The organism is Rothia sp. 32237D007AR, assembly GCF_053544675.1.
The window spans coordinates 84592-111413 of sequence record NZ_JBPPUO010000001.1; the positions used below are offsets into that span (position 1 = coordinate 84592).

Sequence of the window (26822 nt, forward strand, 5' to 3'; positions counted from 1 at the left end):
GCATTTTCATGGCTTTGATTACCGCAGTTCACGCTCGTCAGATTCTTGACTCACGCGGCAACCCCACTGTTGAGGTTGAGGTTCTGCTTGAAGACGGCGCTTTTGGCCGTGCAGCAGTTCCTTCAGGTGCGTCTACCGGTGAGTGGGAGGCTGTAGAGCGCCGCGATGGCGACAAGGCTGTTTACCTGGGCAAGGGTGTGCTGGGCGCTGTTGATGCAGTGATTGAAGAAATCGCTGAAGAGGTCATCGGCATTGACGCCACTGACCAGCGTGCTGTTGATGCAGCTATGATTGCTCTAGATGGCACCAACAATAAGGGCAAGCTTGGCGCTAACGCTATCTTGGGTGTTTCAATGGCTGTTGCTAAGGCTGCGGCTGAGTCTTCAGACCTGCCTCTCTATAAGTACCTGGGGGGCCCCAACGCTCATGTTTTGCCTGTTCCTATGATGAACATTCTCAACGGTGGCTCACACGCTGACTCTAACGTTGATATTCAGGAGTTCATGATCGCCCCCATCGGTTTTGATACTTTCTCTGCTGCCTTGCAGGCTGGTGTTGAGGTCTACCACGCACTGAAGAGTGTGCTGCACGACCGTGGCCTGTCTACTGGCCTGGGTGATGAGGGTGGCTTCGCCCCTGACCTTGACTCTAACGCTGCGGCCCTTGACCTGATTATTGAGGCTATCGAGAAGGCTGGCTACAAGCCTGGTGAAGAAGTCGCTCTAGCTTTGGATGTTGCTTCTTCTGAGTTTTATAAGAAGGGCTCCTACGAGTTTGAGGGTCAGAAGAAGAGTGCCGCTGAGATGTCTGCCTACTACGCTGACCTAGTTGCCCGCTACCCTCTCGTTTCTATTGAGGACCCCCTGGATGAGAATGATTGGGAGGGCTACAAGACTCTGACTGCTGAAATTGGAGATAAGGTTCAGCTTGTTGGTGACGACCTTTTTGTAACTAATCCCGAGCGTCTGGCCCAGGGTATTGAGGGTGGGGCTGCTAACGCCCTGCTGGTGAAGGTTAACCAGATTGGTTCACTGACTGAGACTTTTGACGCTATGAGCTTGGCTCAGCGTAACGAGTACCGTTGCATGGTTTCTCACCGTTCAGGTGAGACTGAGGATGTCACTATTGCTGATTTGGCTGTGGCTACTAATGCTGGCCAGATTAAGACTGGTGCTCCTGCTCGTTCTGAGCGTGTTGCTAAGTACAACCAGTTGCTGCGTATTGAAGAGGAACTGGGCGATCAGGCTGTTTATGCAGGTAAGAGCGCCTTCCCCCGCTTTGCACGGTAGTCTGCTGTTTCTCTAATGTGAGAGAATAAGGACGCCCGCGCCCCGGCCAGGTTGCCCCTGGCTGGGGCCCTGCCTTTTAAGGAGGGAACAAAGGGAGCCCGAGGCGCTTAGGGTGTTCAGCTTGTACTCAGCTCAGGCGGTAAAATAGGTTACTCACGGATGAGAAGGTGGGAATAACAGGTATGGCACGCACACCGGGGCAGAAGCCCAACCCCATTGCAGCCTTTTTTGGTTTTGGCCTGGGCAAGCCTGCGTCCGCGCCCTCTGAGAAAAAGCGGGCCAAGACCAGCAGACGGGGCCCTGCCCAGTCTCTGCGTGCCAAGACTGCAAGTACTGCCCCCTCTGAGGGGGCGGCAACTCCGGTAGCTGCCCATGCCTTTAGTGGGCACTTCATTACTTTCGCTATCGTGCTGGTGATTATCGCCCTGTCGGTTTACACCCCGCTCACCTCTTTTATCCGCCAGCAAAACGAAATTAATGATGCTAAGGCCAATATCGCCGCCCTACAAACTGAGCAGGAGTCGCTCAAGGCTCAGGTGAGCTGGTGGCAGGACGATAACTATGTGAAGCAACAGGCCCGCAGCCGCCTCTTCTACGTGGAGCCAGGGGAGACCCCCTACCTGGTGGTAGGGCTGGATTCAAGTAGCGACCTGGCAGATGATACGAGTGCCGCCGCTAAAACCGCCCCCGAGGACTCCTGGACCACTAAGTTCTGGGGCTCTTTACAACTGGCGGCTGAAGATACCTCCGTCACCAGCCCCGCCGCCGAACCCCAGAGCACCGATAGCGTTAGCCCATCACCTACTTCCACCTCCTCACCTATTTCCACCTCCTCACCTACTAGCACTGAGCCGCTTACTACCCCCACCCGCCCTTAGCGCCGGTAGACTAGAAAAATCAGCATCATCTTCTAAGGACGCCATGACCACACCTGCCAGCTTTGACCACCAGCCTCACGGCTTTGGTGTCACCGCCGAAACTCTCACCCCCACAGAGCTAGATTTGAAAGTGCTCTCAGCCCAGTTGGGGCGCACTGTGCGCGAGGTTGTAGAGATCCCGGCCCGCTGTGTGTGCGGCAACCCCCTGGTTGCTGCCACCGCCCCGCGCCTAGCTAACGGTTCACCCTTCCCCACCACTTTCTATCTGGCGCACCCTGTCATTACCGCGGCAGCCTCCCGCCTTGAGGCAGAAGGCATCATGTACGAGATGACCGATGAGGTCACCGACGATGCAGAAAAGGCAGCCGCCTACCAGGGCGCCCACGAGAACTATCTGGCAGAGCGCGAACGCATCCGTCTTAAGGCGGGCCTAGAAGAAATACCCGAAATTGAGGGAGTCTCCGCCGGTGGCATGCCCACCCGCGTCAAATGCCTGCACGCCGTTCTAGGCCACACCCTGGCTGTGGGCCGCGGTATCAACCCTTACGGTGATGCAACCCTTGATTTGATTGCCCAGTGGTGGACCCCTGAGACCTGCCACTGCGACCCGGCCTGGCGCAACTAACTCCCTGCCGGCGTCCGCCCCTCACACCTACCCACCTATCCGCTCTACATATCACCGGGAGTAACCATGCGCGTTGGCGCTATCGACTGTGGAACTAACTCAATTCGCCTACTCATTGCCGAGGCTGAAGCCACCGATACTGGTTTTGAGCTCACCGACCTTGAGCGCCGTATGAAGATTGTGCGCCTGGGCAAGGGGGTGGACGCCACCGGCTGGCTGGCCAAAGAATCTTTGGACCGCACTTTTGCAGCAGCGCGCGAATACGCTGAACTTTTGCGTGAGTACCAGGTGGAGCATGTACGCTTTGCCGCCACCAGTGCTACCCGCGATGCGGGCAACCGCCAGATTTTTATCGACGGGATCCGCGAGATCCTGGGGGTAGAACCTGAGGTGATTACCGGCAATGAAGAGGCGGAGCTCTCTTTCGCTGGTGCTGTCTCATCGGTAGGTAACACCGACGAGCTGACCTTGGTGATTGACCTGGGCGGCGGCTCAACCGAGTTCGTGCTGGGAAATAAGGACGGCCTGGCAGCAGCCCGCTCGGTTGATATCGGCTGTGTGCGTATGACTGAACGCCACGTTAGCTCTGACCCTGCCAACGTCACCCAGATTGCCCGCGTCATTGCAGATACCGACCGTGCTATTGCAACTGCAAGCACCTCCGTTGATCTCTCTGCGGCCCGTCGCGTGGTGGGTGTGGCGGGGACCGTCACCACCGTAGCCGCCCATGTTCTGGGTTTGAAGGCTTACGACTCTCAAAAAATTGATCGTGCCGAAATTGATATCAAGGATATCTGCCGGGCTGCAGCCGATATGGTTGCTATGACCAGCGCCGAACGTGCTGCCCTGCCCTATATGCATGAGGGTCGGGTAGATGTTATCCCTGCAGGTTCAATCGTTTGGGCCCGCATTGTTGAGCGCATCAGCCTTCTGACCGGCGGGGCGATTACCAGCGCTATCGCCTCAGAAAAAGATATTCTTGACGGCCTGGCCCTGTCAGTTGCCGCCCGCGCCAGCCACTAGGAGCCTATGATGGCCCTTCGGCGACTTTCCACTGGTACAGCACTGCTAGCTAGTACCCTGGCACTCGTTACTGCCCTGTGTCTGGGGAGCCTACCGGCGGGGGCGATCCCAGCGAGCCCCTCACCCAGTGCGGGTTCTACAGCTAGTGCATCAGCGCCAGCTACCCCCGCTAGTAGCGCTAGCCCTAGTGCGAATGCCAGCCCCAGCGCCTTGGCCTCTATACCTACCATCGCCACCCCCAAGGGGGATTCTATCCGTGCCCGCCAGTACTGGCTCACCCAGTACGGCTTCACCGATATTTGGAAGGAAACCACCGGTAAGGGCGTCACTATTGCTGTGATTGATACCGGTGTGGACGGAACCCACCAAGACCTTAGCGGTAACGTCATCGAGGGCTATGATGCCTCAACTGGAAGCACCACCACTAAGGGCTGGAAGGGCCTGGGCGTGGAGCCTGAGCACGGCACCCTGGTTGCTTCTGTTATTGCCGGGCACGGCCACAAGGACGGCACCACCCCCGCTAACTCTGGTGAACCTGGTGCGTCAGCGGGAATGATAGGTGTGGCCCCTGAGGCCACCATCTTGCCGATTTCCTTAGAGCTTGGCACCACTAGCGCCACCACCCGCTCGATTGATGAGCAGATTCCAGACGCGGTGCGCTACGCGGTAGACCACGGGGCTGACATTATCAACCTTTCTGTGGGCTCCGATAAGACGAGCTGGCCTGAATCCTGGGATTCAGCTTTTGCCTATGCGGAAGAAAAAGGGGTCATCATTATCGCCTCTGCCGGTAACCGTGGGGCAGGGCTCACCCAGGTTGGTGCCCCGGCCACCATGCCCGGTGTGTTGAGTGTCGGTGGGGTTGATAAGAATAGGCAGGACTCCTGGTCCTCTTCATCGCAGGGTATCTCTATCGCCGTCTCAGCTTCTAGCGAATCTATGATTGGTGCTATCCCCAACAACAAATACGCCACCTGGTCCGGCACCTCAGCAGCAGCCCCTATCGTGGCCGGGCTAGCTGCCCTGATCATGGAAAAATACCCTGACCTGACCGGCAACCAGGTGATCCAGCGCATCATCGAATCTAGTGACGATACAGGGGAGGACGGCCGTGATGCCCTCTACGGCTACGGCATCATTAACCCCAAAGCTGCCCTGGCCAGCTCGACCCCCGATGATACTGCCAGCAACCCCTTAGGTTCTATGAGCGACTGGATGAATGTCCACCGCAAAAACACCGTCTCAGCTGCACCCAGTGCTAGCGCCAGCCTGGCCCCTCTTCACCAGGCCGGTGAGACTATCACAGAGGCAGCCGCACCTGTGCCTGTGCGCCCTGTTGAAGATTCCGGTATCTTGCCTTTCATTGTGCTTGCAGCTTTTGCCCTGTGGGTCGGTATTATTACCTTTGGCTCTATTCATCAGCTCACTAATATCATCAAACGGAGCCGTCGTCGCTAGCCCGCTGGCAGCTCATCTGATTTTCATCAAATCTTCACCTGGCCCTGAAAGACTAGACACCCACTGGATGAAAAACGCTCATAGCAAATACCCCACCCAAAACTATGCTTAAGCCTCTCAAAAATGGCATGATAAGCATGGAGACTATTTGCCGGGGCACCGGCATTACACCAAGAGGAAGTTAACTCGCATGGCATTTAATAAAATCGCACAGGACCGTCCTCGCGTCCTCATCGTTGGTGGCGGCTACGTCGGCTTCACCGTTGCAAAGAAAATCCAGAAGGTCATCAAGGAGTCTGGCGGCGTCGTCACCGTTGTCGACCCCAACCCCTACATGACCTACCAGCCCTTCCTCCCCGAGGTAGCAGCAGGCTCCATGGAAGGCCGCAACGCCACCGTACCCCTGCGCCAGCACCTGCGTGACTCAGAAATCATCGGAGGCAACGTTGTAGCCATCGACCACGCAACTAAGACTGCAACCATTGAGCCCATCAATTCCGGTGAGCCTTTCGAGCTGACCTACGACGAAATCGTCCTGGGTGCAGGTGCTGTTACCCGTGCCTTCCCCATCCCCGGCCTGGCTGAGGTCGCTATCGGCATGAAGACCGTTGAAGAAGCAGTCTCCGTGCGTAACTGGGTACTTGAGCGTATCGAAACTGCCTCCCTGACCACCGATGAAAATGAGCGCCGCCGCGCCCTCACCTTCGTCATCGTCGGTGGCGGTTTCGCAGGTGTTGAGACCATCTCTGAGCTAGAAGACATGGCCCGTGAAGCCGTTAACCGCAACGAGCGCCTGCGCGTCTCAGACCTGCGTTTTGTCATGGTCGAGGCAGCACCGCGCATCATGCCTGAGGTCCCTGCAGAGCGTGCCGAGAAGGTTGTCGCTGAGCTGCGTGCCCGCGGCATCGAGGTTCTGCTGAACACTTCACTTTCAGACGCTACCGATGGTCACCTGAAGCTCATCAACATGGGCGATAAGTCACCTGCCGGTGAGGTCGATACTGACACCCTCATCTGGACTGCCGGTGTTGCAGCGTCCCCCATGCTCAAAGAAACTGACTTCCCCATCGATGAGCGCGGCCGCGTGCGCGTACAGGCAGATTTGCGTGTTGCTGGCGATGAAGGCATCATCGAGGACGCCTGGGCAGCAGGCGACAACGCAGCTGTACCTGACCTGTCCGGTGGCGGCGTGGGTGGCTTCTGTGTACCCAACGCCCAGCACGCGTCCCGTCAGGCCCTCAAGCTGGCAGAAAACCTGCTGGCCAAGCGCCGCGGTGAAGCCCTGACCGACTACTACCACGAGACTATCGGTGTTGTTGCCGGTCTGGGCCTGTGGAAGGGTGTAGCTAACTTCAAGGGTAAGACCATCGGCGGCCCCCTGGCCTGGATTATGCACCGCGGCTACCACGGTACTGCTATCCCCACCACTGAGCGTACCGCTCGTGTGATGGCTACCTGGGCTCTGAACCAGATTTTTGGTCGCGATACTTCTTCAATTCGTCACCAGAGCTCACCTCGCCGTGCCTTCCAGGAAGCCACCGGCACCGCACCGGAGAAGGCAAAGGCAAAGTTCTAAGAACTTTTCTGGTATAAATATATAAGCGATTGCGCTCACCGGGCCTGTCTTGGTGAGCGCACGCTGACGGCCCCATAGCCCAATTGGCAGAGGCAGAAGACTTAAAATCTTTGTGTTCCGGGTTCGAGTCCCGGTGGGGCTACAAAAAAGAGAGTACGCCATAATGCGCGAAGCGCAGGCGTACTCTCTCTTTTTTTGTTGCCTGGGTGAACTGGGTGTCCCTGACTAATTCTGTTGAGGCTGAAGGCTTGCACGGCATGTCGATAAACGATAACATCGATAAACGATAACATCGATAAACGATAGTATTGAAAAACGATATGTAAATGGTTGAGAGAGTTCATGCGAACAATCATCAATTAGTCAGAAAGGAAGTGACTGTGTCTACAAGTCCCCTTAGAAAGAAAAGCTTCTGGTCGTTTGACGTTACTGCATTGGCTATGTTGTGCACCCTATTTCTTGTTACTTACGTACTGAATGTATTTGTCGATCAGAAATTTCATACTTTCCTGAGCCCGGCAGTTGAAGGTGGTGTCAGTTTTGACCTTGCAACTGGGGGTCCCTTTGCATACTTAATGACAGGTTTTGTGCTCAAGTCGGCGAGCCTGCTAGTTGCCATTTGGGGGATGTGGTCCATGCTGAATCGCATTAAGAATGGTCAGATGTACACCGAAGAGACATCACAAGGTGCGGTTGTCGTTGCCTATGCGGTACTCGGCTGGCTGGTTGGCAGTGGCATTGAAGGCATGGGTAATAATTTCCTTGCGCACCGTCTTGGCCTAAACGACCAGTGGAGCGGTGGTCTACTCACCAATACTTCAGTCATGGTTCTTGTGTTCCTGTTGCTTGCAATGCTGTACGTCCTGCAGGGGTCGATTCGTCAGGCAATTGAGCTTCGGGAAGAGGTTGATGACCTTGTCTGAACCGGTTGAACAGAGCGGCAAATACATCCACTGTAATTTGGGTGTTTTACTTGATCAGCGTTCTATGACATTGCTTGAGCTGTCAGACCGAGTAGGGGTGACAGTTGCTAATCTTTCTAAACTCAAAAACAATCGTGCGAAAGCTATACGGTTTAGTACGCTCCTTGCTATTTGTGATGTTCTAGAATGCTCGCCGGGTGACCTGTTGAGTATTGAATAGGGAACGCCAGCGACTGTCACCCATCCCCCAGAATGGGGGGCTCTGGCTCACAAGTAAGATATTGTTTTGTTCACCCTATTCTTTTTCTCTTGACCCCGAGATAATCTATAGGGTCAAGAGAGAATGAGTAGGGTGAAGTTCTAGATAGGGGATAAGGACGCCACCGGCCGAGTAACGGTAGCCCCTTGGGCGTTCGATAGAGTAGAGGCTATGAAAACACCTCACCTCTACGCTGTAGATCTCGATGGAACCCTGCTCACGGACCACAAAACCTATCATCATGAGCAGCTTGACCGCGTCCTGACCCTACTTGCTGAACAGGGCTCCTATCTGGCTGTGGCAACCGGCAACCAGCTACCCAAAATTGAGCAGTACCTGGCCGGGCACGAGCACCATGCTAACCTCTACTACATCGCAGAAAACGGTGCCATCATTCATAACCAGGGCACAGATTTGGCCCTGTGGGGGTTTGAGCCTGAACTGGTCAAGCAGACCCTCACCGTCCTGGAAGATTTTCCGTCCCTGGGCATTATTCTGTCTTCTCGCCACTATTCCTATGTGCCAACTGACCGGCTGGAGCTCCTAGCTGGGCGAGTGTATGAGCAGGTTACTAAGGCTGGGATTGACCTGCCCGGACTGGATCTGGCAGACCCTATCACCGCCGTCCGCCCTTTCTACCCCAATGTGGAGACTATCGAGGACCCCACCACTGTCACGGAAACCATCGTTAAGATTGCCCTGAATGCTGACCCTGCTGAAGGTATCTATCAGACAATTGATAAACTTCATGCGGTTCTTCCTGCTGGGGTGGCGGCAACCTCCAGCGGTTTCGGGGCTATCGACCTGATTATCGAGGGCAACCATAAGGGGCACGGGCTGGCCTGGCTCACTGAGCACCTGGGGCTAGAAGCTGAACAGACTACCGCCTTTGGCGATTCAGGCAATGACCTTGAAATGTTCCACTATGCTGGGCGTGCTATCGCCATGGAACGCTCTGACCCGGCCCTGGCCCCGGTCACTGACCTGACTATTGGTTCGAATAATGATGGTGCCGTCCTTGATTTTCTAGAAGCTGAGCTGACCGCCTAGTTTCTGCCTGCTCACGCCCTGAGAAAACAGGGAAGAAAAGCTGGCCAAGATTCGGTAGGGTAGAAGACGCAGCTTTATACCACGACTACTTATTATCACTAGGAGACAACAGCCGTGGCAGGTAACCCCCTTATTAACAACATGACTAAGTCCGCTAGCGACCCCCGCTTTGGGCGGTTTGGCGCTGGTGGCACCACTACCGCCAGCCCCTACGGTCAGCAGACACAGAACCCTTACGGAACCTACCAGCAGGGGAGCTACACCCAGCAGGCTCCCTACGGTTACGATAACCAGCAGGTTTCAGCTGATCAGCTCAACGAGATGTACAACGCCGGTACCGCTGGCCCGGTTGATACGAACCGTATCACCATCAACGACATCATCATGAAGACCGGCCTGAACCTGGGCCTGGTGGTCCTTGGTGCTGCTCTTTCCTGGTACATGCCTATTCTGGTCTTCCTTGGTTTCGTTGGCGGTCTAGCACTTGGTTTCGTCAATGCCCTGAAGAAGCAGGTTTCACCGGGCCTGGTTATGACCTACTCGGTGATGCAAGGTCTACTGGTTGGCGGTATTTCCTACATCTTTGAGATCTCCTACCCCGGTATTGTGCTTCAGGCCGTTGTAGCAACCGCCATCGTTTTCACTACCATCTTGGCGCTCTACCGCTCTGGGAAGGTCCGTGCAACTCCCAAGCTAACTCGCTTCTTCCTGGTTGCTACGATTTCCTACGCCGTCTTCTGCCTAGTTAACCTGGGGGCCGCATTCTTCTTTGACTTCAACGCTCGCGGCGTAGAAATCATGGGTATTCCCCTGGGCCTTATCATTGGTCTCTTCGCTGTCCTACTGGCTACCTACTCCCTGCTCTTGGACTTCACTCACGCTAGTGAAGCCATCAAGGCAGGTATGCCTGAGCGCGAATCATGGCGTATTGCCTTCGGCCTGGTTGTATCGCTGATCTGGCTCTACGTTGAGATCCTGCGTATTCTCTACTACGTGCGCTCTCTGGCGAACGACTAAAGATTGCTTTCTTTAGCATCAAGCTAGAGGCCTACTAGGTGCCCGGGGCAGAAGTATTTGTACTTTTGCCCCGGCTTTTTGTCTGTGTAGGTGCCGCGGTGAAGGTAGCTGATAAAGAAGGGGGCGGACGCATCACCGGGCTGGGTGAGGCACATTTGCTCATTCTTGTGCCCGGGATACGGACTCTTGAGGGGCAGATAGTGAGGAATAGTAAGGAAACGTGGGAAGATATAAAGCATGAATGCTACTATTCCTGAAACCCCTGCGCGGCAGACCGCATCTGACCGCCAGGTGCCCTTCGCCCTACAGACTGCAGCGGCCTGGTCCTGGCGTCTGCTGATTGTTGGTATTGCGGTAGCCGGCCTCTACTGGATGCTGTCTAAGATTTCTCTCATCGTTATTTCGGTGATGATTGCAGCTCTCTTAGCTGGCCTAATGTCTCCGGTTGTTTACTTCCTGCGCCGTAACCGCATCCACGCTGGTATTGCCACTGCCATTACCGAAATAGGTCTGATTGCAGCGGTCGTGGGCTTGCTAGCCCTGGTGGGCCAACAGCTAGCTGTTGGCTTCTCCTCCCTATCTGGCCAGGTCGTTGAAGGCTGGAACCAGATTGTTGCCATGCTCAACAACCTGCCCATTGACCTGGGGGCAGACAAGATTGACCAGTACATTAGCCAACTGGCCACCACCTTGCAGGATAATTCATCAAGCATCCTCAACGGCGTCGCCAGCGTCGGGTCTACCGCCGCTGATATCGGCACCGGCCTAGTGATCGTGCTCTTCACCCTGATTTTCTTCCTCATGGAAGGTGAGCGAATCTGGCTTTTCATCGTTAAGCTCTTCCCTCGCAAAGCCCGCCGTGCTGTGAATGGTGCTGGCCGCCGCGGCTGGAAGTCCCTGGTTTCTTACGTACGCGTACAGGTTTTTGTGGCAGCAGTAGATGCTGTAGGTATCGGCCTGTCCGCTTTCTTCTTGGGTGTTCCTCTGGCCTTTCCTCTCGGTGTGCTGGTCTTCTTAGGTTCCTTTATCCCTGTGGTGGGTGCCCTACTTACTGGTGCTATCGCCGTCCTTTTGGCCCTGGTCGCTAACGGCCTGATCAATGCGCTCATCATGCTGGCTATGGTTCTGGTTGTGCAGCAGATTGAATCTCATATTCTTCAGCCCCTGGTGATGGGTAAGGCTGTTGCCTTGTACCCGCTGGCTGTGGTCATTGTCGTGGTTGCAGGCTCGATGCTCTATGGCATCCCTGGCGCCCTTTTTGCTGTGCCGGTCATGGCGGTAGCTAACACCGTGATCAGGTATTTGGCAGGGCGTGAATGGGAGCGGGACTCAGATATCCGCGAAGAAGCCTTCCTCTACCCGCATGAGGAACGCCGACGTGAGAAAAAAGCTATTGCAGAGAAGGTCAAAGAACGTCTAGAGAGCATCAAGAAAGCCGACGAAGCAGAGGAAGACACCCTCGAAGCTATCACCCATGGCGCCAAGAAGTAAGACATCGCCTCAGGCCTACCTCTTGCATTAGTTACTATGGTGAATAGGCAAACTGAAGCCCGGACGTCCGCCCCTCACAGAAGGGGAAGGACGCCCGGGCTTCAGCTATTCTGCCTGCGGCTGGTTCTAGCCTTGGAAGGGCTTAGCGGAGATAATCTTCACCGGAATCTGCTTGCCGTTAGGGGCCTCGTAGGAGAGCTCATCGCCTACCTTGTGGCCGTTGATAGCAGCGCCCATGGGGGACTTCTCGGAGAAGACCTTCAGGTCGGTGCCGCCGACCAGGGTGTCAGCTACTTCGCGGGAACCGAGCAGGAAGGTCATGCTCTTACCTGCGATATCTGCCTCAATGACCATACCCGGCTCAACAACACCGTCATCGGCTGCGGGCTTGTCTGAGACCTGGGCGGTCTCTAACAGGTGCTGGAGCTGCTTGATACGACCCTCATTCTTGCCCTGCTCTTCACGTGCGGCGTGGTAGCCGCCGTTTTCCTTGAGGTCGCCTTCATCGCGGGCTGCTGAGATACGGTCGATGATTTCCTGGCGGTAGGGCCCGGAGAGGTGTTCAAGCTCAGCCTGGAGCTTGTCGTAGGCTTCCTGGGTGAGCCATGCGCCTTCGTTTTCTGCCATGTGTTTACTCCTTGTCAGCACGGCGCCGTAGCCGGTGGGGCTGGGCCCGTGAGTGTGGACGGGGCAAAGAAGGCCCCGTATCAAACGTCAGTCGTGAGCCTAGTCTACCTATAGGCGCGGTAAGCTCCCTAACTTTACACCCGTAGAGAAAGGACGCTAGTTCACCTTCCAGCAGCTATCGACGGTCACTGTGGTGGCTTCACCTAGCACCCGCAGCTGGGCGGTCTGCACAGAGATACCGTTCCCCTTCTCATCGGTGTAGGGGCCGATGGCGACTTCTTTCCAGCCGACCGGGGCACCTGCGGTATTGAGTGCCTTAACAGCACAGACCGCGGTATCGTGGGCACCTTTGCTGACTTCAAAGGTCACTGAGACTTCATCGGCACTGGTCAAGGTAAAACCAACATCCCGGCCTGTGGGCTGCTCACTGGAGCCTGCCTGTACCCAGAAGATGAAGGCCCCGCCTGCAAGTACCGCTACTAGGGCCAGGGCGTACCAGAACCACTGGGGTAGGGCCGGGCGCTGGCGGGCAGTGCCATAACGGGCAGAGAGGTCAGGGGCGGTCATTGAGCCCACACCTTTCATACGGTGTAACAGAAAAAATGGGTCCACCACAATCACAGGTAGAATTGACCAGTGTCTTTGAATGCGGGCCCTTCCTCATTTACGATACCCCAAACATTACTCGAGCCACCTTCGTACCAATGGAGTTTTGCATGAGCAGTACTGAACCAGCGGCAGATAGCTTTAACCCCTCCCTGCTAGCCCCATTGAAAGATGACTACACGGGCCTGCGAATCTTAGCTGTTCATGCCCACCCCGATGATGAATCTTCTAAGGGGGCTGCTACGATGGCCGCCTATGTGGCGCGTGGGGCCCGCGTCATGGTGGCATCTATGACCGGTGGGGAGCGCGGCGACATCCTTAACGAGGCCCTGAACGATGACGCCTGGGCCCACCGCGACCTGGCAGGCGTGCGCCGTGAAGAAATGAAACAAGCTGCCGAAATCCTTGGGATTGAGCACCGCTGGATTGGTTTTATGGACTCAGGCCTCCCTGAGGGCGACCCCCTACCCCCACTACCCTACGGCTCTTTTGCAACCCTACCCTTAGAACAGGCCGCCGCCCCGCTGGTGCGCCTGGTACGCGACTTCAAACCCCATATCATCCTTACCTACGACGAAATCGGCGGCTACCCCCACCCCGATCACATCATGACCCACCGGGTCTCCATGGAAGCCTTTAACAAGGCCGGGGACGCAGATGCCTACCCCGGCACCGGTGAACCCTGGGACGTCTCAAAAATCTACTATGACCGCGCCTTCAACCTTGACCGAGTCATGGCCTTCCACAGCTACTTTGAGGGCGCTGGCCTAGAATCTCCCTTCGCCCAGTTAATTGCCATGTCCATGGAAGATGACCTTGAAGGCCGCCGCCCCCCGGTCTCCCGCCACCAGACCACCACCCGCATCTCCTCCACTGACTACTTAGAAAAACGAGACCAGGCCCTGCTCTCTCACCGCTCCCAGGTAGCGCCTGACTCAATTTTTTTCGCTGTCTCATCTGATCTGCAGCGTAAAATCTGGCCCTTTGAGGACTATGTACTGGCCCGTAGCCGTGTGAAGAGCGACCTGCCCGAAACCTGCTTCTCAACAGGCATCGACTACAACTCCTAGACAAGGAAGTCATAACACCACCGCGTACAATGGGGGTGAAAGGCCTACACCGCCCTGCACCTAAGACCAGAGGAAACCGTCACCGTGCCAGCCCTGACCCCACCCGCACTTACACTCCTTGCAGCCGAAGCAACCCCCACCGTCATGACAACGCTCAACCCCGACGGCTCCTTCCGCGGCTCACCGGGTATCGTGGGCTTCATCGTCACCTTCTGCCTGGCGATCGCTATTGTGCTGCTGGGTCTTGATTTGACCCGTCGCGCTCGCCGTCTGCGCTACCGCAGCGAATATGCTATCGCACGAGAAGCTGAGGAACGTGCAGCCGCTGAAGCCACCGCCCAGGGTGAGGGCGGTGAGCAGTCGGCTCATGCCACGGTGGGCGATCAGGCCCTGGTTGCCCAAGATCATCTGCGCCGTCCTCATTAGTTGCTTGAGGGGTTAGGAACTTAGGATGCCGCACCTGGCTGGGTGCGGCGTCCTGTTTTTTTGGTGTGGCGTCCTGTGTTTGGCTGCTGTGGGGGTGCTTTTGGGTAAGAGCGGCTAACCTAGGCAAAGATACAGAACATAACGGCTATATAGTGCTGAATAAAGCCGATCACCGTGAAGATATGGAAGAGCTCATGGAAGCCGAAGACGGTGGGTGCCATGGCGGGGCGTTTGGTGCCGTAGAAGATAGCACCAATAATGTAGCTGGCCCCGCCGGTGGCAATGAGGACGGTGGCTGTGGGGGAGACCTGCCAGAAGTCGCCCAGGTAGAAGAGAGCCATCAGGCCCATCACGATGTAGATGGGGGTGTAGAGCCAGCGGGGTGCGGCGGTCCAAAAGATTCTAAAGAGGGTGACAGACAGGGCACAGGCCCAGATGCTCCAGAGCAGAATCTTCTGCTGGGTGCCTTGCAACAGGGTCAGAGCCACCGGGGTATAGGTGCCTGCAATGAGCAAGGTGATATTGGTGTGATCCAGGCGTTTGAGGAACATACGGGTTTTAGCGGGCCAAAACCCGCGGTGGTAGATGCCAGAGACACCGAAGAGCAGGACGCCGGTGAGGGCGAAAATAGCGCAGCCGATACCTACCACCCCGCCGCCGGAGAGGAGGATGAGCACAATGCCAGCAATGAAAGCGAAGGGGGCGAACCCTGCATGAATCCAGCCGCGTAGCAGGGGCTTACCGTTCTGCCGGTAGAATTCGATGATTTCGCTTTGCGCATCGGTGAGCCGGTTGAGCACACCCTGGTGAGGTGCGCCTGAGGAGCCGGTGGTGTGGGAGCGGTGAACATGTGAAGCCATATTTTTAGTATGGCAGGTGGAAAGAAGCGCGGTCTAGGGGCCTAAGAAGCTGAAACTGTGGGCAGAGGGAGCGGTAATGGGCGTCCACCCATCTGATGGGTAGGGGAGTGAGGCCCTGCCCTGCCTTGCAGGTAGAATGGGCAGGGTAAAGATAACCTGCCACCCTAAAACCAGGAGCAGCATATGAAGCTACCGCAGCCACTGTATACGGTGTATGAGCGGTCCCTGATTTCTGCGATTCCAGCGGAGAAACTACCCCAGCATATTGGTGTGCTGGTCGATGGTAACCGCCGCTGGGCTGCCCTGCTGGGTGAGAGCACTAAGCACGGGCATGAGGCTGGTGCTGCCCGTATTATCGAGTTTTTGGGTTGGTGCACTGAGCTAAAGATTCCGATGGTGACTCTTTACATGCTTTCCACCGAGAACCTGAAGCGAAGCAGTGATGAGCTCAATGACCTGGTTGAGGTCATTGAGGATTTTGTGGGGCGGCTGGCAGCTAGCGGCCTGGGGCGGGTACGCCCGGTGGGGCAGCTTGAGTCTTTGCCTGCCAGCTTGCGTTCTGCTTTTGAGAGAGCTGTTGAAGAAACGGCGGCGGTTAGTGGTTTGCAGGTGAACATTGCGGTTGGCTACGGGGGCCGGCAGGAGATTACGGACGCTGTGCGCGGCCTGCTGCGCGAGGCGGCAGGTTCTGGTCGTAGTTTAGAGGAGCTGGCGGCTAGCCTGACCAGTGACGATATTTCTCGCCACCTGTATACCAGTGGCATGCCTGACCCTGATCTTTTGATTCGTACCTCCGGGGAGCAGCGTCTTTCTGGTTTTATGACCTGGCAGTCAGCCTATTCTGAGTTCTATTTTTGTGAGGCCTTGTGGCCTGATTTCCGCAGGGTTGATTTTTTGCGGGCCTTGCGTGATTATGCTCAGCGGCAGCGCCGGTTTGGCTCCTAGCAGGGGCTACGGTGGCTATGCTTCACTTGATATATAGTCTGGCTGTAGAAGGTTTGGGCGGACACTGGCAGGCAGGTGTAGCTGCTCTTCTTCTGGCCTGGGTCTTGGCCTGCTACTTGGTGGCTGCAGCTCGCTTGTGGGTGATTGATGTGCGTGAGCACCGCCTGCCTGATCGGATTGTGCTTCCTCTCTATGTTCTGGTGGGTGTACCTCTTCTGGGGGCTATTGCGCTGGTCTCTTCAGACCCTCTTGCCCATGCCCGTCAGGTGGCTGTGGGTGGGGTGCTGATGTTTGGTTTCTATGGCCTGATGCGTCTGGCCTCCCGCGGGGCGCTGGGCCTGGGAGATGTGAAACTGGCTGGGGTGTTGGGTCTACTCTTGGGCTATTTTTCGCCCTTGAATCTCTTGTGGGGGAACTTGCTCATTTTTCTGGCTGGTGGCCTGTATTCTTTAGTGCTTATTCTGGCTCGCCGGGCTACAGGCAGCACCCATATAGCTTTTGGCCCTTTCATGCTTTTAGGTACTACTCTTGCCCTGCTCTTTCCCGTCACCGGCTAGACCCTCCACCGGCTAAACCCTCCACAGGTCAGACCCGCTACCACTTAGCTCTGCACAGGCTGGGGCAGGAGCCAGCCCCGGCTACCTGCCCAGGAAAGGATAATATGCCTACCCCACAATTCATTATCGATTTACGCAAAAAAATTGGTTCTGACATGCTCTGGCTCTCTGGCGCTACGGCTGTAATCCAGCGCGATAACGGCGATATTCTACTGGTGCGCCGTAGCGATACAGGGGCCTGGACACCGGTAACCGGCATCGTCGACCCCGGCGAGAACCCTGCCCTGACCTGCCTGCGTGAAGCTGAAGAAGAGGCGGGCGTGGTGATTGAGGTGGTAGGTTTTGCCCAGGTGAAAGCAGACCCTCCTATGACTTTTGGTAACGGGGACCGCTGCCAGTTTTTGGACCATACTTTCTACTGCCGCTATGTTTCGGGGCAGGCTCGGGTGAATGATGAAGAGTCGAGCCAGGTTCGCTGGGTGCCGGTGGGGCAACTACCGGATTATTGCAGTGAACGTATGCTCGATAGAATTGACGCCGCCCTGCACTGGCAGAGCGGCGCCCGGTTTGACCTAGAGGCCCGGTAGCTAGGCCTGGGCAGAGAGCTTGTGGAGAAGCTCAACTAGCATGGTGCGTTCTACAGGGGTTAGTTTTTTAGCCCACTGGGTTTCTAGCTGGTTTTGCTGGGTGAAGATGGTGCTGATGAAATCGGTTCCGTCTTGGGTGAGCTCAACGAGGGTGCCTCGACCGTCCTTTGGGTCCTTGGCCCGGGTGATAAAGCCCTTGGCTTCTAGGGGTTTACTGATGTTTGAGACGGCGGCTCTGGTCATGCCGGTGATGTTAGCTAGAGAGCTAGCTGAGGTAGCTCCGGAGTGCCAGAGGGCAAAGAGCACCCGGTAGGCGGCCCAGGAGCTACCTGCGGGGCGGTGCACTTTAGATTCGAAACCATGGGTCATAGCAACGGACACACGGTTGAGCGACATGGCAAGGAGGGTTGCTTCAACATCGATGGGTGTACTGGAATGTTTGGCGAGATGATCGCCAACCTGGTCAATAAAGGACCAGTAGGTGTGGTTACGGGGTGATGGTTCCATTCCTTAAGCCTACTCACTGTGCGGCTGGGGAAGGAAATGAGTCCCTGGGAACCTGCAGATCTTTGATCTTCTGATCCAGAAAATCACCTTCTTTCTTAGCCTTCTCAAGCGCTTGGTGAAGAACCGCTGATTTAAAGGAGTCGCCCATCATGCCCTCCTGTAAATATTTTCTATAATTTTTATATATTCTCCACAGAATTATATAGCTGATTAAAAATGCAATTTGTGTAGCTAATAAAATAGAGTAGGCAAATTTTTCAAGAAGGGAATATTTATCAAAATTTCCTTCTGTGAGCATTTCTAGAAGAACCCAAACGGTGGGTACTGAGATGAGAATTTGAAATATTAATATCCAAATTGGGGTACCCTTTTTTTGGTTTAGAATCTCGAGCTTAGTTTTGTCAGTTGCGTAATCATACATTAAGTAGAGGCAGAACCACTGGAGTGCGTAAAATGGTAAGGTGAATAAGGAGACTTCCCAAGGGAATTCTTTGAGGATTTCTGACAGAGACTCTCCCCCCATGGGTGCGATAGCGATTCTCAATGGGCTGGTTATAGTTAAAGAGGGAAAGGTCAGAATGAGTAGAAAGAGATGTTTCAACCATTTGGTTTTTACAAATTGAAAATAAGTCTTTACTTTAGGCGCTTCCTTGTCTCTTAGAAGTATTTGTGATAGATAGAAACTCGTATAGCGTATGAGGTGCCCTTTTTTATTTAGTTTCTGATTGAGACTCTCTAACTTGACTATCTTTTCTTTATTTTCCTCTCTTCTTTGCTGAAGATCGGATATGTTAATGGGTGGGTGTGCGGAAATATAATGGCAGATAAAGGCTGGTATTAGATAGAAAATAAATTCTCCAAAGCTCAGTTGCTCTCTATCTCCTTGAAAAAAGTAGAGGGGCATGCAGACTAGGGAATAAAGGCATAGCACTGATGCTAAATTAGAAACCCCGTTCTCTATAAAATCTCTTTTCTTTTCGTCTTCCGGGCTTAATTGGACTCTACTCGCCAAGGCTGTTGCGACGTAAAGAGTTGCTAGTACTCCTGCAGCTGCTAGAAGATCCGTAGGCTTGACGACTATACCTGAGGTGACTCCTGCTGCTGATTTTAAGTTTTCAAAATCTACAGGTGAAGAATTCTTCCCTGTCTCTATAATGTTTGTAACAGTATATAGAAGGCTGGAGATGTATAGAAGAATTAAAAAAAGTAATAGAGAGAAAAGAGATTTCTCTGTAAAACTCTTTTTTGAATCCATTAAAATTACCTTTCATGTATCTTGTGAGCTAGATATAAATTACAGTGCCCGGCACCCCGTTTCGGGGTGCCGGGCACTCTAAGCTTTTTTAGGACTGCCTCAGAAGAGAGCGCAAGATTTAGAAATTACCCAGCATCTTGGTCACATCCAGAGCCTCATCAAGCTGAGCCTCCGTCACCTCATCGCGCTCAACATAACCTAAATCAATCACAGCCTCGCGCACAGTAGTCTTGTGAGCTACCGCGTACTTAGCAATCTTGGCAGCAGCCTCATACCCAATGAGCTTATTCATAGGGGTCACCGTCGAGGGGGAGGCCTCAGCCAAGAAACGGGCCCGCTCCACATTCGCCTCTAGACCGTCAATCATCTTATCTGCCATCACCCGCGAGGTATTAGCCAGCAGGCGGATAGACTGCAAAAGGTTAGCGGCCATCACCGGGATGCCCACATTCAACTCAAAAGCACCATTGGTAGAAGACAGGGCGATAGTGGTGTCGTTACCAATCACCTGCGCGCAGACCATAATGGCCGCCTCACAAATCACAGGGTTGACCTTACCCGGCATGATAGAAGAACCAGGCTGCAAATCAGGGATATGCAACTCACCCAGGCCAGTGTTAGGGCCAGAACCCATCCACCGAATATCGTTATTAATCTTCATCAGCGAGTAAGCGATATTACGCAACTGCCCCGAAGCCTCCACCAAGCCATCACGGTTAGCCTGAGCCTCAAAATGGTTACGAGCCTCAGTCAGCGGCAGGCCAGTTTCTTCAGCCAACAACTCAATGACGCGGGCACTAAAACCATCAGGGGTGTTAATACCAGTACCAACAGCGGTGCCACCTAGAGGAACCTCCGCCACACGAGGCAAAGAAGCCTCGACACGCTCCACCCCGTACCGCACCTGGGCCGCGTAACCAGAGAACTCCTGGCCCAAGGTCACAGGGGTAGCATCCATCAAGTGAGTACGGCCGGACTTCACAACGTCCTTAAACTCGCGGGCCTTACGCTCCAAAGACTCAGCCAGATACTCCAAAGCCGGTACAAGACTCTTAATAAGCGCCTCCGTGGCAGCAACATGCACCGAGGTGGGGAAAACATCGTTAGAGGACTGAGAAGCGTTCACATGGTCATTGGGGTGAACCTCAACATCCTCACCCTCCAAGGCCTGATTAGCTAGGGTCGCCAGCACCTCATTAGTGTTCATGTTAGAAGAGGTGCCTGAACCAGTCTGAAAGACATCGATAGGGAAGTGCTCATCGTAGTCACCAGCGGCCACCTTATCAGCAGCATCGCGAATAGCAGCAGCACGGGTGGCATCAAGAACACCCAGCTCCTCATTGGCGCTCGCAGCGGCTTTTTTGATAAGAGCGAGAGCGCGAATGTGGGCAGACTCCAGTGTCTGGCCAGAGATGGGGAAGTTCTCAACGGCGCGCTGGGTCTGGGCGCGGTAGAGGGCATCTACGGGGACGCGAACCTCGCCCATAGTGTCATGTTCAATACGGTATTCAGTGTTTTCTGCCATACCAGCTAGTCTAATACGCCCCCGCTGGCTCTGGCAGCGGGGGCATAAAATAACACGATAGCCTCACCGCCCCCTGCAGGGGGCAGGGCCTTAGGCAGTAATCAGCGGCGAGGAAGAATAGACCAAATCAGCCTTACCGTCAGCCAGATGATAGAAGACACCAACGACAGCCAGGGAGCCGTCCTCAATACCTTCCCGGATAATCCCAGACTGCTCAGCAATACGAGCGGCAGTCTGACGGGTGTGCTCAACCACCATATCGTTGATAGTGGCGTCCTCAGGCAGGTCAGTAGAAATAACCGAAGGTAAGATACCCTCCACCAGGTTACGGATAAAACCGGTAGGCATATTGCCCGAAATCAGGGCCTGGTGAGTGGCCTTAATGGCGCCACAAGAGTCATGGCCCAGCACCATAATCAGCGGGGTCTTGAGCTCACCACCAGCGTATTCCAGGGAGCCGAGCACCGCATCATCAAGCACCTGCCCAGCAGTGCGCACCACAAAAGCATCTCCGAGGCCAAGATCAAAAATGATTTCAGCAGCCAGACGGGAGTCACCGCAACCAAAAATAGCGGCGAAAGGGTACTGGCCTGCGACAAGCTCGGCGCGGCGGGCAGCGTCCTGGTTAGGGTGGGAGCGGGTGCCCTCTACAAAGCGGGCGTTACCTTCCATCAGGCGTTCCCAAGCCTGGATGGGCGTTTCAATGGTAGTCATAGCTAGTTTCCTTTCGCGGTGACTTAGGTTTAAAGTAGCAACCTGCCCCACCAAAGACCCCTATAAGGCAAATTACACTTTGGAAGGAGAGGATGCTGGCAGGTGGCTTATTGAATCCCACTAGAAGGAGTAGGCGAAACGGTAGAAGACGGAGCATCCATATAGGCAACAGTCGTTTCAGCCAGAGATTGAAACTCCGCCGCCTCAGCCTGACCCTTAAGAATCACCGTGGTGCCAGCTACCTCACCAATATAGAAGCTAGTGACTTTCTTCTGATCATCAGCATCGGCCAGGGAACGAACCTCCCAGCTCACACCCCCTGCCTGGACGGTAGCCTCAGCGACAGCCTGTCCCACGGTCTGAGCAATCCAGGTGGGGTTAGTGTCCTGCGCCTGCACCAGTTCAATAAAGTGGTTTGAGGCAGTGACCTGACCGGTGGACCAATAGTTGATACCGTCAGCCTGCCCGGTAACCCAGCGGGCATAGTTATAGTGCCAGCCCTCCTGTTCAGCAGCTGCCACCGGGTAACCTGCCTGCTGGCTGGCCTCATAGGCAATCACAGGTAGGTCAACGCTGGGCCGGTAAGGGTTCTTATCGGGCTGCGGCATGAGCCAGAGAACCGGCAAAAGCAAGAAGACCAAGACAATCATCGAAATCACCATATTGCGGGCCGGCGTATTAATGCGGTGGGCCTGTTTTTCGGTAATCTGCGGAACCACCGGCTCCGCGGCGTCCAACTTCTGAGATTCAGAGGCGGACGCCGTCGGCAAGGTCTGCTTATGAGGGCTAGTTGATGAAGTCACGCTCTCTATTCTGGTCTATCTACAGCTAGGACGCGAACTACCACCACCACTTACCATAACCACCGGCACCCGTCATAGTGAGGGGTGCACGGTCATAAAACAGGCGCTCACCGATATTACCGGGTAGGCTAGAGGGCGGAGACCACGCGCCCTCAATAGGAGAGGAGCCGCTGGCACTGTAACAAGCTACTCGAAGGTGAGTCATGTCAAAGGTACACAACGAAGATCGTAACCTTGCGCTGGAACTAGTACGCGCAACCGAAGCAGCCGCAATCGCATCAGGCCCCCTAGTAGGTGCTGGCGATAAAAACAAGGCCGATGGCGCCGCCGTTGACGCCATGCGCGCCCGCCTCAAAACCGTACACTTCAATGGCACCGTAGTCATCGGTGAAGGCGAAAAGGACGAAGCCCCCATGCTCTTCAACGGCGAGCAGGTCGGCGATGGCACCGGCGCCAAGTTCGATGTGGCCGTTGACCCCATTGACGGCACCCGCCTCACCGCCCTGGGCATGGACAACGCCCTGTCCGTTATCGCTGTTGCCGAAGGTGGCACCATGTTCGACCCCTCAGCCGTTTTCTACATGGAAAAACTAGTCACCGGCCCCGAAGCAGCCGACATGGTCGACCTGCGCCTACCGGTCAAGCAGAACCTGCACCTGGTCGCTAAGGCCAAGGGCACCAGCATCAACCAGCTCACTGTCTGCGTACTTGACCGCCCCCGCCACGCCAAGCTCGTTGAAGAAATCCGCGCAACCGGCGCCCGTACCCGCATGATCCTAGACGGTGACGTTGCTGGTGCTATCGCCGCCTGCCGCGAAGGCACCGATGTGGATATCATGATGGGCACTGGTGGAACCCCTGAAGGTATTGTTGCAGCCTGCGCTATTAAGGCCACCGGCGGCATCATTCAGGGCCGTCTGGCTCCCACTGATGATGCGGAACGCCAAAAGGCCCTGGACGCTGGCCATGACCTGGATGCTGTGCTGACTACCGATGACTTGGTCACTACCGATAACTGCTTCTTCGCTGCTACCGGTATCACTGACGGTAAGCTGCTGCGCGGTGTGCGCTACGGGCGTGACACTGTGACCACCCAGTCCCTGGTCATGCGTTCCCAGTCTGGCACTGTGCGTCTGATTGAGGCTGAGCACCGTCTTTCCCGCTACTCGGCTATGATTGCTGGGACTATGAACCGTTAGAACTCTAGAGCAGATTTAGGTTCGGATACTAGAGATTGAGCAGGTCTTCCCGAAAACCGACTGGCTGGGGCTGGCATGAATTGGGCGAGCGCCCAGCGCGAGCCCAAGAAGGTTAGTCGGCGAAGGGAAGACCTGCTCAATCTTATTTGCTGATACGCGCGCGAACCTTGGCGGCGGCGTCCTTGATTTTGGGGGCTAGGGTGCCGGTGGCAAATTTTTTACCTGCGATGAGGGCTTCACGGCCTGCGCGGATACCCTGGTAGGCCTTGTAGCCTAGGGGCGATACTGGTAGGTCCCAGGTGCCGGGGTAGGTGACAGAGCGCCCGCCGAAGGACTTTTTGAACTTGGTGAAGCCAGCCCACTGGTGGTCAGGGTCATCGGCTGGGGCAATACCAAAAAGGTCCATGGTGGTCAGGCCCTTGTCTTTGGCATCCAAGATGATGGTAGAGAGTAGGGGGTTTCCCACCTGTAGTTTGCGGTGCTCAAAAGAGGTTGCGGCATGGGCGTAGACGCGGGTGTCATCTGAGTCGTAGACCAGGGAGGCACCGATAGGTTCCCCGTCTACTTCTGCGATGAAGAGGGTGGCGGCGTCGGCGGGCATGAGCACCTGGGCTACGCGGGTGAGGTAGTCATCGTGCTGGCGGTTGAACCCTGCCCGGCCGGCAGTCTCGTCCAGGTATTTGAGCAGGATGGTGATATCTGCTGGGTCCTGGGACTTTCTGAAGGTCACACCCTTTTTGTGGATGTTGCGGTGCAGGTTGCGGTTGGTTGATTTGAAATCTTTGAGGATTTCTTCTTCGCTCTGCGTCAGGTCAATGATTTGGGTGTGGCTGGGCTGCACCTGGCGGGGGGAGAGGGTAAAACCTCGGGCGGTGAGGAAGGCCTGGCCGTTCTGGGCGCCCCAGATAGCGTCGTTAGTGGGTTCAACGCGGATAAACCAGCATTTGTTTTCGGCAGCTACGCGCTTCATATCTGCGATGGCTGTCTCGAAGGCGCTGGCACTGTCGGCTTCAGGCCCGTAGGGGGCGTAGAGGTAGCGGCCGGTGGAACCGCCTTCTAGGGTGGCTAGGTAGCGCCAGCCTTCCCCTTGGCCGCGAAAGACCTGGTGGCCGTTAGCTTCTTGGAGCTGGGCCCAAATATCTGACTGCAGAATTGTACTCATGGGCACCAGCTTACCGTCTTGCTCTTAGCCGTGGGGCTAGGGGACTGAGCAGGTGCCGTTCTCGCTGAGCTCTGAGGTGAGCTGGGCGCGGTAGGCAACAGTTTCAATCGTATCTAGACCTGAGGGGGCGGACGCCAGCGAGCTAGTTCCCCCGGCAGCTTGGGTGATGGCGGTGGGCTGAATACCTGAGGCTGAATCTGCAATGACCTTTTGCACCGCAGCGTGGAGCTGGTCGAAGTCGGGGTAGGTGGGGAAGCTGGTGTCGAAGTAGGGTGGGCCTGCTGCGAATTGGATGAGGCTGTATTTTTTAGATTTGAGTGCGACATCCCCCAGGGAGGCAAGGCCACTTTGTGGGATGTTGGTTTCGATGACCTGTTCACCGGCAGCGGTGATGTCTGCAAATTTGGTGAGCACGTTGGCTGGGTCCAGCTGTTTGAGCATGGCGGCCTGTACGCAGCGTTGGCGGGCCTGACGGTCGTAGTCTGAGGCTCCTTCGCGGGAGCGGGCATACCAGAGGGCGTGGAAACCATCTAGGCGTTGAACACCGGGTTCAATGTAGCCGTCGATGGGGTTGGGCAGGCCGGTGATTTCGTTGGTGCCGCCGCCGATGGGGACGTAGCCGCCTACATCGATGGTGATACCGCCAAGAGCGTCAATGAGCTGTTCAAAGCCGGACATATCAATCAGAATGTAGTTCTCAACGGTGATACCTAGTACCCCTGAGACGGCGTCCATGGTGGCTTCTGCGCCGGGGTCTGCCGCGCCGGGGTAGAGGTCGGGGTAGTCGGCGGTGACGGTGGGGTAGAGGGCGTTGAGGATGCACTCATCACCGCAGTCGAAGCCTTCAGGGTAGATTTTCCAGAGGGGAGAGCCGTCCTCAAAAATGGCGTTTTGCAGGTTGCGCGGGACAGAGATAGTGATAGCTTGACCGCTTGCTGCGTCGATGGAAACAACGGTCATCGAGTCGGGGCGGCGGCCTACCCGGTCGGCGCCGGCGTCCCCGCCCATGAGCAGAATGTTGTAGCGGCCATCGTGTTCTTTGATGGGGGTTCCCCCGGCGAAGATGGAGCCTAGTGCTCCGCGCCCGACCCAGGTGATGTAGGCGGCGTAGCCTAGCCCGCCACCGGTTAGGGCCATGCAGGCAACCAGGGCGAGGGTCACTAGGGGTTTAGCGCGGCCTTCGAGCAGGTTGGGCCGGATAGCTAGCATGGTCACTAAGAAGAGGTAGACCCAGCCGAGAGCGAGACCCACCAGGGCAAGAGTCACCAGCAGCAGCACCCAGGTATTAGTGACTAGGGAGAGCACTAGGGTACGGCGTAGCATCCAGAGCAGTAGCAGGGCTAGAACCAGGCCCCATACCGCAAAGGTAACTTTCAGGGCCCTGCGGCCCAGAGTTTTCTGGCCGGTTAGGAGCTGGGCGGAGCCGGGAAGTAGCAGGGTGAGCAGTAGCAGGAGCCAGGCCCGGCGGGTGCGGACGGGTGCCGACGCGGCTTCGGGGCGCCGCAGCGGGTCGGTGTAGGTGGGGGTGACCATGTGCTGGCCTCGCCCTCTAACACCCGTGATAGGTGCCATGGGGCGCGGACGCTTGCGCTCACCGGACATAAATGCTTGCCTCCCTAGCGTGGTGGGGCTAAAAAATAACCGAGTGTGGTTGAGCAGCTTAAAATCTACTCAACCACACTACTGAAAGAAGCTGGGTGCTCCCGGAGTGCTCTTCTGGGGCTTGCTGAGGTGCAGGTCAGAGCTGACCGTTTAGGGGTTTATAGTGCCTAGCGGTTTTTCTGCTCATCGACTGTGGTGCGCAAGGCAGCGCCCTTATTCATGGCTAGCTGGCGCAGGGAAGCGGCGAACTCTAGGAGGTCTGTTCGTACCTGGCGGGAGAAATCACTGTCACCGGAGCCGAGCATGCGCAGGGCCAGTAGGCCGGCGTTACGGGCACCGTTGATAGAGACGGTAGCGACGGGCACACCGGCAGGCATCTGCACGATGGAGAGCAGCGAATCCATGCCGTCAAGGGACTTGAGTTTGACCGGCACACCGATAACAGGCAGGGGAGTGACCGAGGCCAACATACCGGGTAGGTGGGCTGCGCCGCCAGCACCGGCAATGATAATACGGATCCCGCGGTCTGCTGCTTCGCGCCCGTAAGCGATCATGTCTTCGGGCATACGGTGGGCAGAGACAACGTCAGCTTCGTAGGGGATGCCAAATTCTTCAAGCACCTGGGCGGCGGCTTCCATGACCGGCCAGTCTGAGTCTGAGCCCATCACAATGCCGACAATGGGCTGGGTTGAGTCGTAGGGGGAGGTCATAGTGCTCCTTGAAGGTAGGGGTGGGGTGCGGACGTCCGCCCCTACACAGGTGGGGCGGGGCGAGCCTGCCAGATTATG

The 26822-nt window shown here is 55.9% G+C and carries 28 protein-coding genes and 1 tRNA gene; 18 read left to right on the forward strand and 11 right to left on the reverse strand.

Features of this window, described 5'->3' with window-relative positions:
• The first annotated feature begins 8 nt into the window (after window positions 1-8).
• The 12 genes from eno to ACED87_RS00470 all read left to right on the forward strand — a co-directional run bounded on the left by eno (window position 9) and on the right by ACED87_RS00470 (window position 11589).
• Entirely contained in the window at window positions 9-1289 is a 1281-nt protein-coding gene (gene eno / locus ACED87_RS00415) for a phosphopyruvate hydratase (protein ID WP_449082054.1), read from the forward strand.
• 182 nt (window positions 1290-1471) lie between these two features.
• The gene (locus ACED87_RS00420; protein ID WP_449082056.1) at window positions 1472-2167 is read left to right on the forward strand and encodes an FtsB family cell division protein; all 696 of its coding nucleotides are present in this window, start codon (window positions 1472-1474) and stop codon (window positions 2165-2167) included.
• A 43-nt stretch (window positions 2168-2210) separates the two neighbouring features.
• Window positions 2211-2792, forward strand: a complete 582-nt coding sequence (locus tag ACED87_RS00425; protein ID WP_449082057.1) for a DUF501 domain-containing protein — start codon at window positions 2211-2213, stop codon at window positions 2790-2792.
• A 66-nt stretch (window positions 2793-2858) separates the two neighbouring features.
• The gene (locus ACED87_RS00430; RefSeq protein WP_449082059.1) at window positions 2859-3815 is read left to right on the forward strand and encodes a Ppx/GppA phosphatase family protein; all 957 of its coding nucleotides are present in this window, start codon (window positions 2859-2861) and stop codon (window positions 3813-3815) included.
• Window positions 3816-4025: 210 nt separating this feature from the next.
• Window positions 4026-5273, forward strand: a complete 1248-nt coding sequence (locus tag ACED87_RS00435) for a S8 family peptidase (RefSeq protein ID WP_449082060.1) — start codon at window positions 4026-4028, stop codon at window positions 5271-5273.
• Between the two features lie 190 nt (window positions 5274-5463).
• Window positions 5464-6849 carry an NAD(P)/FAD-dependent oxidoreductase gene (locus tag ACED87_RS00440; RefSeq protein WP_449082061.1) on the forward strand — a complete coding sequence of 462 codons (1386 nt, stop codon included), beginning with the start codon at window positions 5464-5466 and terminating at the stop codon, window positions 6847-6849.
• Window positions 6850-6917: 68 nt separating this feature from the next.
• A tRNA-Leu gene (locus tag ACED87_RS00445) sits at window positions 6918-6991 on the forward strand.
• Between the two features lie 238 nt (window positions 6992-7229).
• Window positions 7230-7772, forward strand: a complete 543-nt coding sequence (locus ACED87_RS00450) for a DUF2975 domain-containing protein (protein ID WP_449082063.1) — start codon at window positions 7230-7232, stop codon at window positions 7770-7772.
• Window positions 7759-7992, forward strand: a complete 234-nt coding sequence (locus tag ACED87_RS00455) for a helix-turn-helix domain-containing protein (protein ID WP_449082065.1) — start codon at window positions 7759-7761, stop codon at window positions 7990-7992. The genes ACED87_RS00450 and ACED87_RS00455 overlap by 14 nt, the downstream gene beginning before the upstream one ends.
• A 210-nt stretch (window positions 7993-8202) precedes the next feature.
• On the forward strand, window positions 8203-9081 hold the full coding sequence (locus tag ACED87_RS00460) for an HAD hydrolase family protein (protein ID WP_449082067.1): 879 nt from the start codon (window positions 8203-8205) through the stop codon (window positions 9079-9081).
• 114 nt (window positions 9082-9195) lie between these two features.
• The gene (locus ACED87_RS00465; RefSeq protein ID WP_449082069.1) at window positions 9196-10098 is read left to right on the forward strand and encodes a Bax inhibitor-1/YccA family protein; all 903 of its coding nucleotides are present in this window, start codon (window positions 9196-9198) and stop codon (window positions 10096-10098) included.
• A 237-nt stretch (window positions 10099-10335) separates the two neighbouring features.
• A complete protein-coding gene (locus tag ACED87_RS00470; protein WP_449089390.1) occupies window positions 10336-11589 on the forward strand; it encodes an AI-2E family transporter in 1254 nt (417 codons plus the stop codon).
• 126 nt (window positions 11590-11715) lie between these two features.
• Here the strand turns inward: ACED87_RS00470 and greA are convergent, their stop codons facing one another.
• Both greA and ACED87_RS00480 read right to left on the reverse strand, forming a co-directional pair.
• On the reverse strand, window positions 11716-12216 hold the full coding sequence (gene greA / locus ACED87_RS00475) for a transcription elongation factor GreA (protein WP_449089391.1): 501 nt from the start codon (window positions 12214-12216) through the stop codon (window positions 11716-11718).
• Between the two features lie 156 nt (window positions 12217-12372).
• Window positions 12373-12783 (reverse strand): DUF4307 domain-containing protein, encoded by a 411-nt coding sequence (locus tag ACED87_RS00480; RefSeq protein ID WP_449089392.1) that lies wholly within the window; start codon window positions 12781-12783, stop codon window positions 12373-12375.
• Between the two features lie 149 nt (window positions 12784-12932).
• Between ACED87_RS00480 and mca the strand changes: the two genes are divergently transcribed.
• The gene (mca, locus tag ACED87_RS00485; protein WP_449089393.1) at window positions 12933-13892 is read left to right on the forward strand and encodes a mycothiol conjugate amidase Mca; all 960 of its coding nucleotides are present in this window, start codon (window positions 12933-12935) and stop codon (window positions 13890-13892) included.
• 84 nt (window positions 13893-13976) lie between these two features.
• Entirely contained in the window at window positions 13977-14318 is a 342-nt protein-coding gene (locus ACED87_RS00490) for a hypothetical protein (RefSeq protein WP_449089394.1), read from the forward strand.
• 119 nt (window positions 14319-14437) lie between these two features.
• On the opposite strand, the gene trhA is transcribed toward ACED87_RS00490, so the two are convergent.
• Window positions 14438-15178, reverse strand: a complete 741-nt coding sequence (gene trhA / locus ACED87_RS00495) for a PAQR family membrane homeostasis protein TrhA (protein WP_449089395.1) — start codon at window positions 15176-15178, stop codon at window positions 14438-14440.
• A gap of 183 nt (window positions 15179-15361) precedes the next feature.
• Here trhA and ACED87_RS00500 point away from each other — a divergent pair, with 183 nt between their 5' ends.
• From ACED87_RS00500 to ACED87_RS00510, 3 genes are all read left to right on the forward strand, one after another.
• Window positions 15362-16123, forward strand: coding sequence for an isoprenyl transferase (locus ACED87_RS00500; RefSeq protein WP_449082081.1), 762 nt, complete (start codon window positions 15362-15364; stop codon window positions 16121-16123).
• A gap of 53 nt (window positions 16124-16176) precedes the next feature.
• Window positions 16177-16680, forward strand: a complete 504-nt coding sequence (locus ACED87_RS00505) for a prepilin peptidase (protein ID WP_449082083.1) — start codon at window positions 16177-16179, stop codon at window positions 16678-16680.
• 104 nt (window positions 16681-16784) lie between these two features.
• Window positions 16785-17267 carry an NUDIX hydrolase gene (locus ACED87_RS00510; protein ID WP_449089396.1) on the forward strand — a complete coding sequence of 161 codons (483 nt, stop codon included), beginning with the start codon at window positions 16785-16787 and terminating at the stop codon, window positions 17265-17267.
• On the opposite strand, the gene ACED87_RS00515 is transcribed toward ACED87_RS00510, so the two are convergent.
• From ACED87_RS00515 to ACED87_RS00535, 5 genes are all read right to left on the reverse strand, one after another.
• Window positions 17268-17774: a MarR family winged helix-turn-helix transcriptional regulator gene (locus tag ACED87_RS00515; protein WP_449082086.1), complete on the reverse strand. Its 507-nt coding sequence runs from the start codon at window positions 17772-17774 to the stop codon at window positions 17268-17270.
• Between the two features lie 13 nt (window positions 17775-17787).
• Window positions 17788-19029 carry a hypothetical protein gene (locus ACED87_RS00520; protein ID WP_449089397.1) on the reverse strand — a complete coding sequence of 414 codons (1242 nt, stop codon included), beginning with the start codon at window positions 19027-19029 and terminating at the stop codon, window positions 17788-17790.
• Between the two features lie 118 nt (window positions 19030-19147).
• Window positions 19148-20554, reverse strand: coding sequence for a class II fumarate hydratase (locus ACED87_RS00525; protein ID WP_449089398.1), 1407 nt, complete (start codon window positions 20552-20554; stop codon window positions 19148-19150).
• A gap of 90 nt (window positions 20555-20644) precedes the next feature.
• Window positions 20645-21268 (reverse strand): carbonic anhydrase, encoded by a 624-nt coding sequence (locus ACED87_RS00530; RefSeq protein ID WP_449082090.1) that lies wholly within the window; start codon window positions 21266-21268, stop codon window positions 20645-20647.
• A gap of 107 nt (window positions 21269-21375) precedes the next feature.
• Window positions 21376-22071: a DUF4245 domain-containing protein gene (locus ACED87_RS00535; RefSeq protein ID WP_449089399.1), complete on the reverse strand. Its 696-nt coding sequence runs from the start codon at window positions 22069-22071 to the stop codon at window positions 21376-21378.
• 203 nt (window positions 22072-22274) lie between these two features.
• On the opposite strand from ACED87_RS00535, the gene glpX reads away from it, so the two are divergent.
• A complete protein-coding gene (glpX, locus tag ACED87_RS00540) occupies window positions 22275-23270 on the forward strand; it encodes a class II fructose-bisphosphatase (RefSeq protein ID WP_449089400.1) in 996 nt (331 codons plus the stop codon).
• A 142-nt stretch (window positions 23271-23412) separates the two neighbouring features.
• On the opposite strand, the gene ACED87_RS00545 is transcribed toward glpX, so the two are convergent.
• From ACED87_RS00545 to purE, 3 genes are all read right to left on the reverse strand, one after another.
• Complete coding sequence (locus ACED87_RS00545; RefSeq protein WP_449089401.1) at window positions 23413-24432, reverse strand: lipid II:glycine glycyltransferase FemX; 1020 nt, start codon at window positions 24430-24432, stop codon at window positions 23413-23415.
• 36 nt (window positions 24433-24468) lie between these two features.
• The gene (locus ACED87_RS00550) at window positions 24469-26034 is read right to left on the reverse strand and encodes an LCP family protein (RefSeq protein WP_449089402.1); all 1566 of its coding nucleotides are present in this window, start codon (window positions 26032-26034) and stop codon (window positions 24469-24471) included.
• 167 nt (window positions 26035-26201) lie between these two features.
• A complete protein-coding gene (gene purE, locus ACED87_RS00555; RefSeq protein WP_449089403.1) occupies window positions 26202-26744 on the reverse strand; it encodes a 5-(carboxyamino)imidazole ribonucleotide mutase in 543 nt (180 codons plus the stop codon).
• Between the last annotated feature and the right edge of the window lie 78 nt (window positions 26745-26822).

What these genes read in the sequence shown, in the direction of transcription:
- ACED87_RS00525 (WP_449089398.1), bottom strand. Translation starts at nt 20,554, where the DNA reads ATGGCAGAAAACACTGAATACCGTATTGAACATGACACTATGGGCGAG.
- purE (WP_449089403.1), bottom strand. Translation starts at nt 26,744, where the DNA reads ATGACCTCCCCCTACGACTCAACCCAGCCCATTGTCGGCATTGTGATG.
- ACED87_RS00470 (WP_449089390.1), top strand. Translation starts at nt 10,336, where the DNA reads ATGAATGCTACTATTCCTGAAACCCCTGCGCGGCAGACCGCATCTGAC.
- ACED87_RS00455 (WP_449082065.1), top strand. Translation starts at nt 7,759, where the DNA reads ATGACCTTGTCTGAACCGGTTGAACAGAGCGGCAAATACATCCACTGT.
- ACED87_RS00420 (WP_449082056.1), top strand. Translation starts at nt 1,472, where the DNA reads ATGGCACGCACACCGGGGCAGAAGCCCAACCCCATTGCAGCCTTTTTT.
- ACED87_RS00460 (WP_449082067.1), top strand. Translation starts at nt 8,203, where the DNA reads ATGAAAACACCTCACCTCTACGCTGTAGATCTCGATGGAACCCTGCTC.
- trhA (WP_449089395.1), bottom strand. Translation starts at nt 15,178, where the DNA reads ATGGCTTCACATGTTCACCGCTCCCACACCACCGGCTCCTCAGGCGCA.
- ACED87_RS00550 (WP_449089402.1), bottom strand. Translation starts at nt 26,034, where the DNA reads ATGTCCGGTGAGCGCAAGCGTCCGCGCCCCATGGCACCTATCACGGGT.
- ACED87_RS00520 (WP_449089397.1), bottom strand. Translation starts at nt 19,029, where the DNA reads ATGGATTCAAAAAAGAGTTTTACAGAGAAATCTCTTTTCTCTCTATTA.
- eno (WP_449082054.1), top strand. Translation starts at nt 9, where the DNA reads ATGGCTTTGATTACCGCAGTTCACGCTCGTCAGATTCTTGACTCACGC.
- glpX (WP_449089400.1), top strand. Translation starts at nt 22,275, where the DNA reads ATGTCAAAGGTACACAACGAAGATCGTAACCTTGCGCTGGAACTAGTA.
- ACED87_RS00545 (WP_449089401.1), bottom strand. Translation starts at nt 24,432, where the DNA reads ATGAGTACAATTCTGCAGTCAGATATTTGGGCCCAGCTCCAAGAAGCT.
- ACED87_RS00440 (WP_449082061.1), top strand. Translation starts at nt 5,464, where the DNA reads ATGGCATTTAATAAAATCGCACAGGACCGTCCTCGCGTCCTCATCGTT.
- greA (WP_449089391.1), bottom strand. Translation starts at nt 12,216, where the DNA reads ATGGCAGAAAACGAAGGCGCATGGCTCACCCAGGAAGCCTACGACAAG.
- ACED87_RS00425 (WP_449082057.1), top strand. Translation starts at nt 2,211, where the DNA reads ATGACCACACCTGCCAGCTTTGACCACCAGCCTCACGGCTTTGGTGTC.
- mca (WP_449089393.1), top strand. Translation starts at nt 12,933, where the DNA reads ATGAGCAGTACTGAACCAGCGGCAGATAGCTTTAACCCCTCCCTGCTA.
- ACED87_RS00480 (WP_449089392.1), bottom strand. Translation starts at nt 12,783, where the DNA reads ATGACCGCCCCTGACCTCTCTGCCCGTTATGGCACTGCCCGCCAGCGC.
- ACED87_RS00430 (WP_449082059.1), top strand. Translation starts at nt 2,859, where the DNA reads ATGCGCGTTGGCGCTATCGACTGTGGAACTAACTCAATTCGCCTACTC.
- ACED87_RS00500 (WP_449082081.1), top strand. Translation starts at nt 15,362, where the DNA reads ATGAAGCTACCGCAGCCACTGTATACGGTGTATGAGCGGTCCCTGATT.
- ACED87_RS00530 (WP_449082090.1), bottom strand. Translation starts at nt 21,268, where the DNA reads ATGACTACCATTGAAACGCCCATCCAGGCTTGGGAACGCCTGATGGAA.
- ACED87_RS00510 (WP_449089396.1), top strand. Translation starts at nt 16,785, where the DNA reads ATGCCTACCCCACAATTCATTATCGATTTACGCAAAAAAATTGGTTCT.
- ACED87_RS00515 (WP_449082086.1), bottom strand. Translation starts at nt 17,774, where the DNA reads ATGGAACCATCACCCCGTAACCACACCTACTGGTCCTTTATTGACCAG.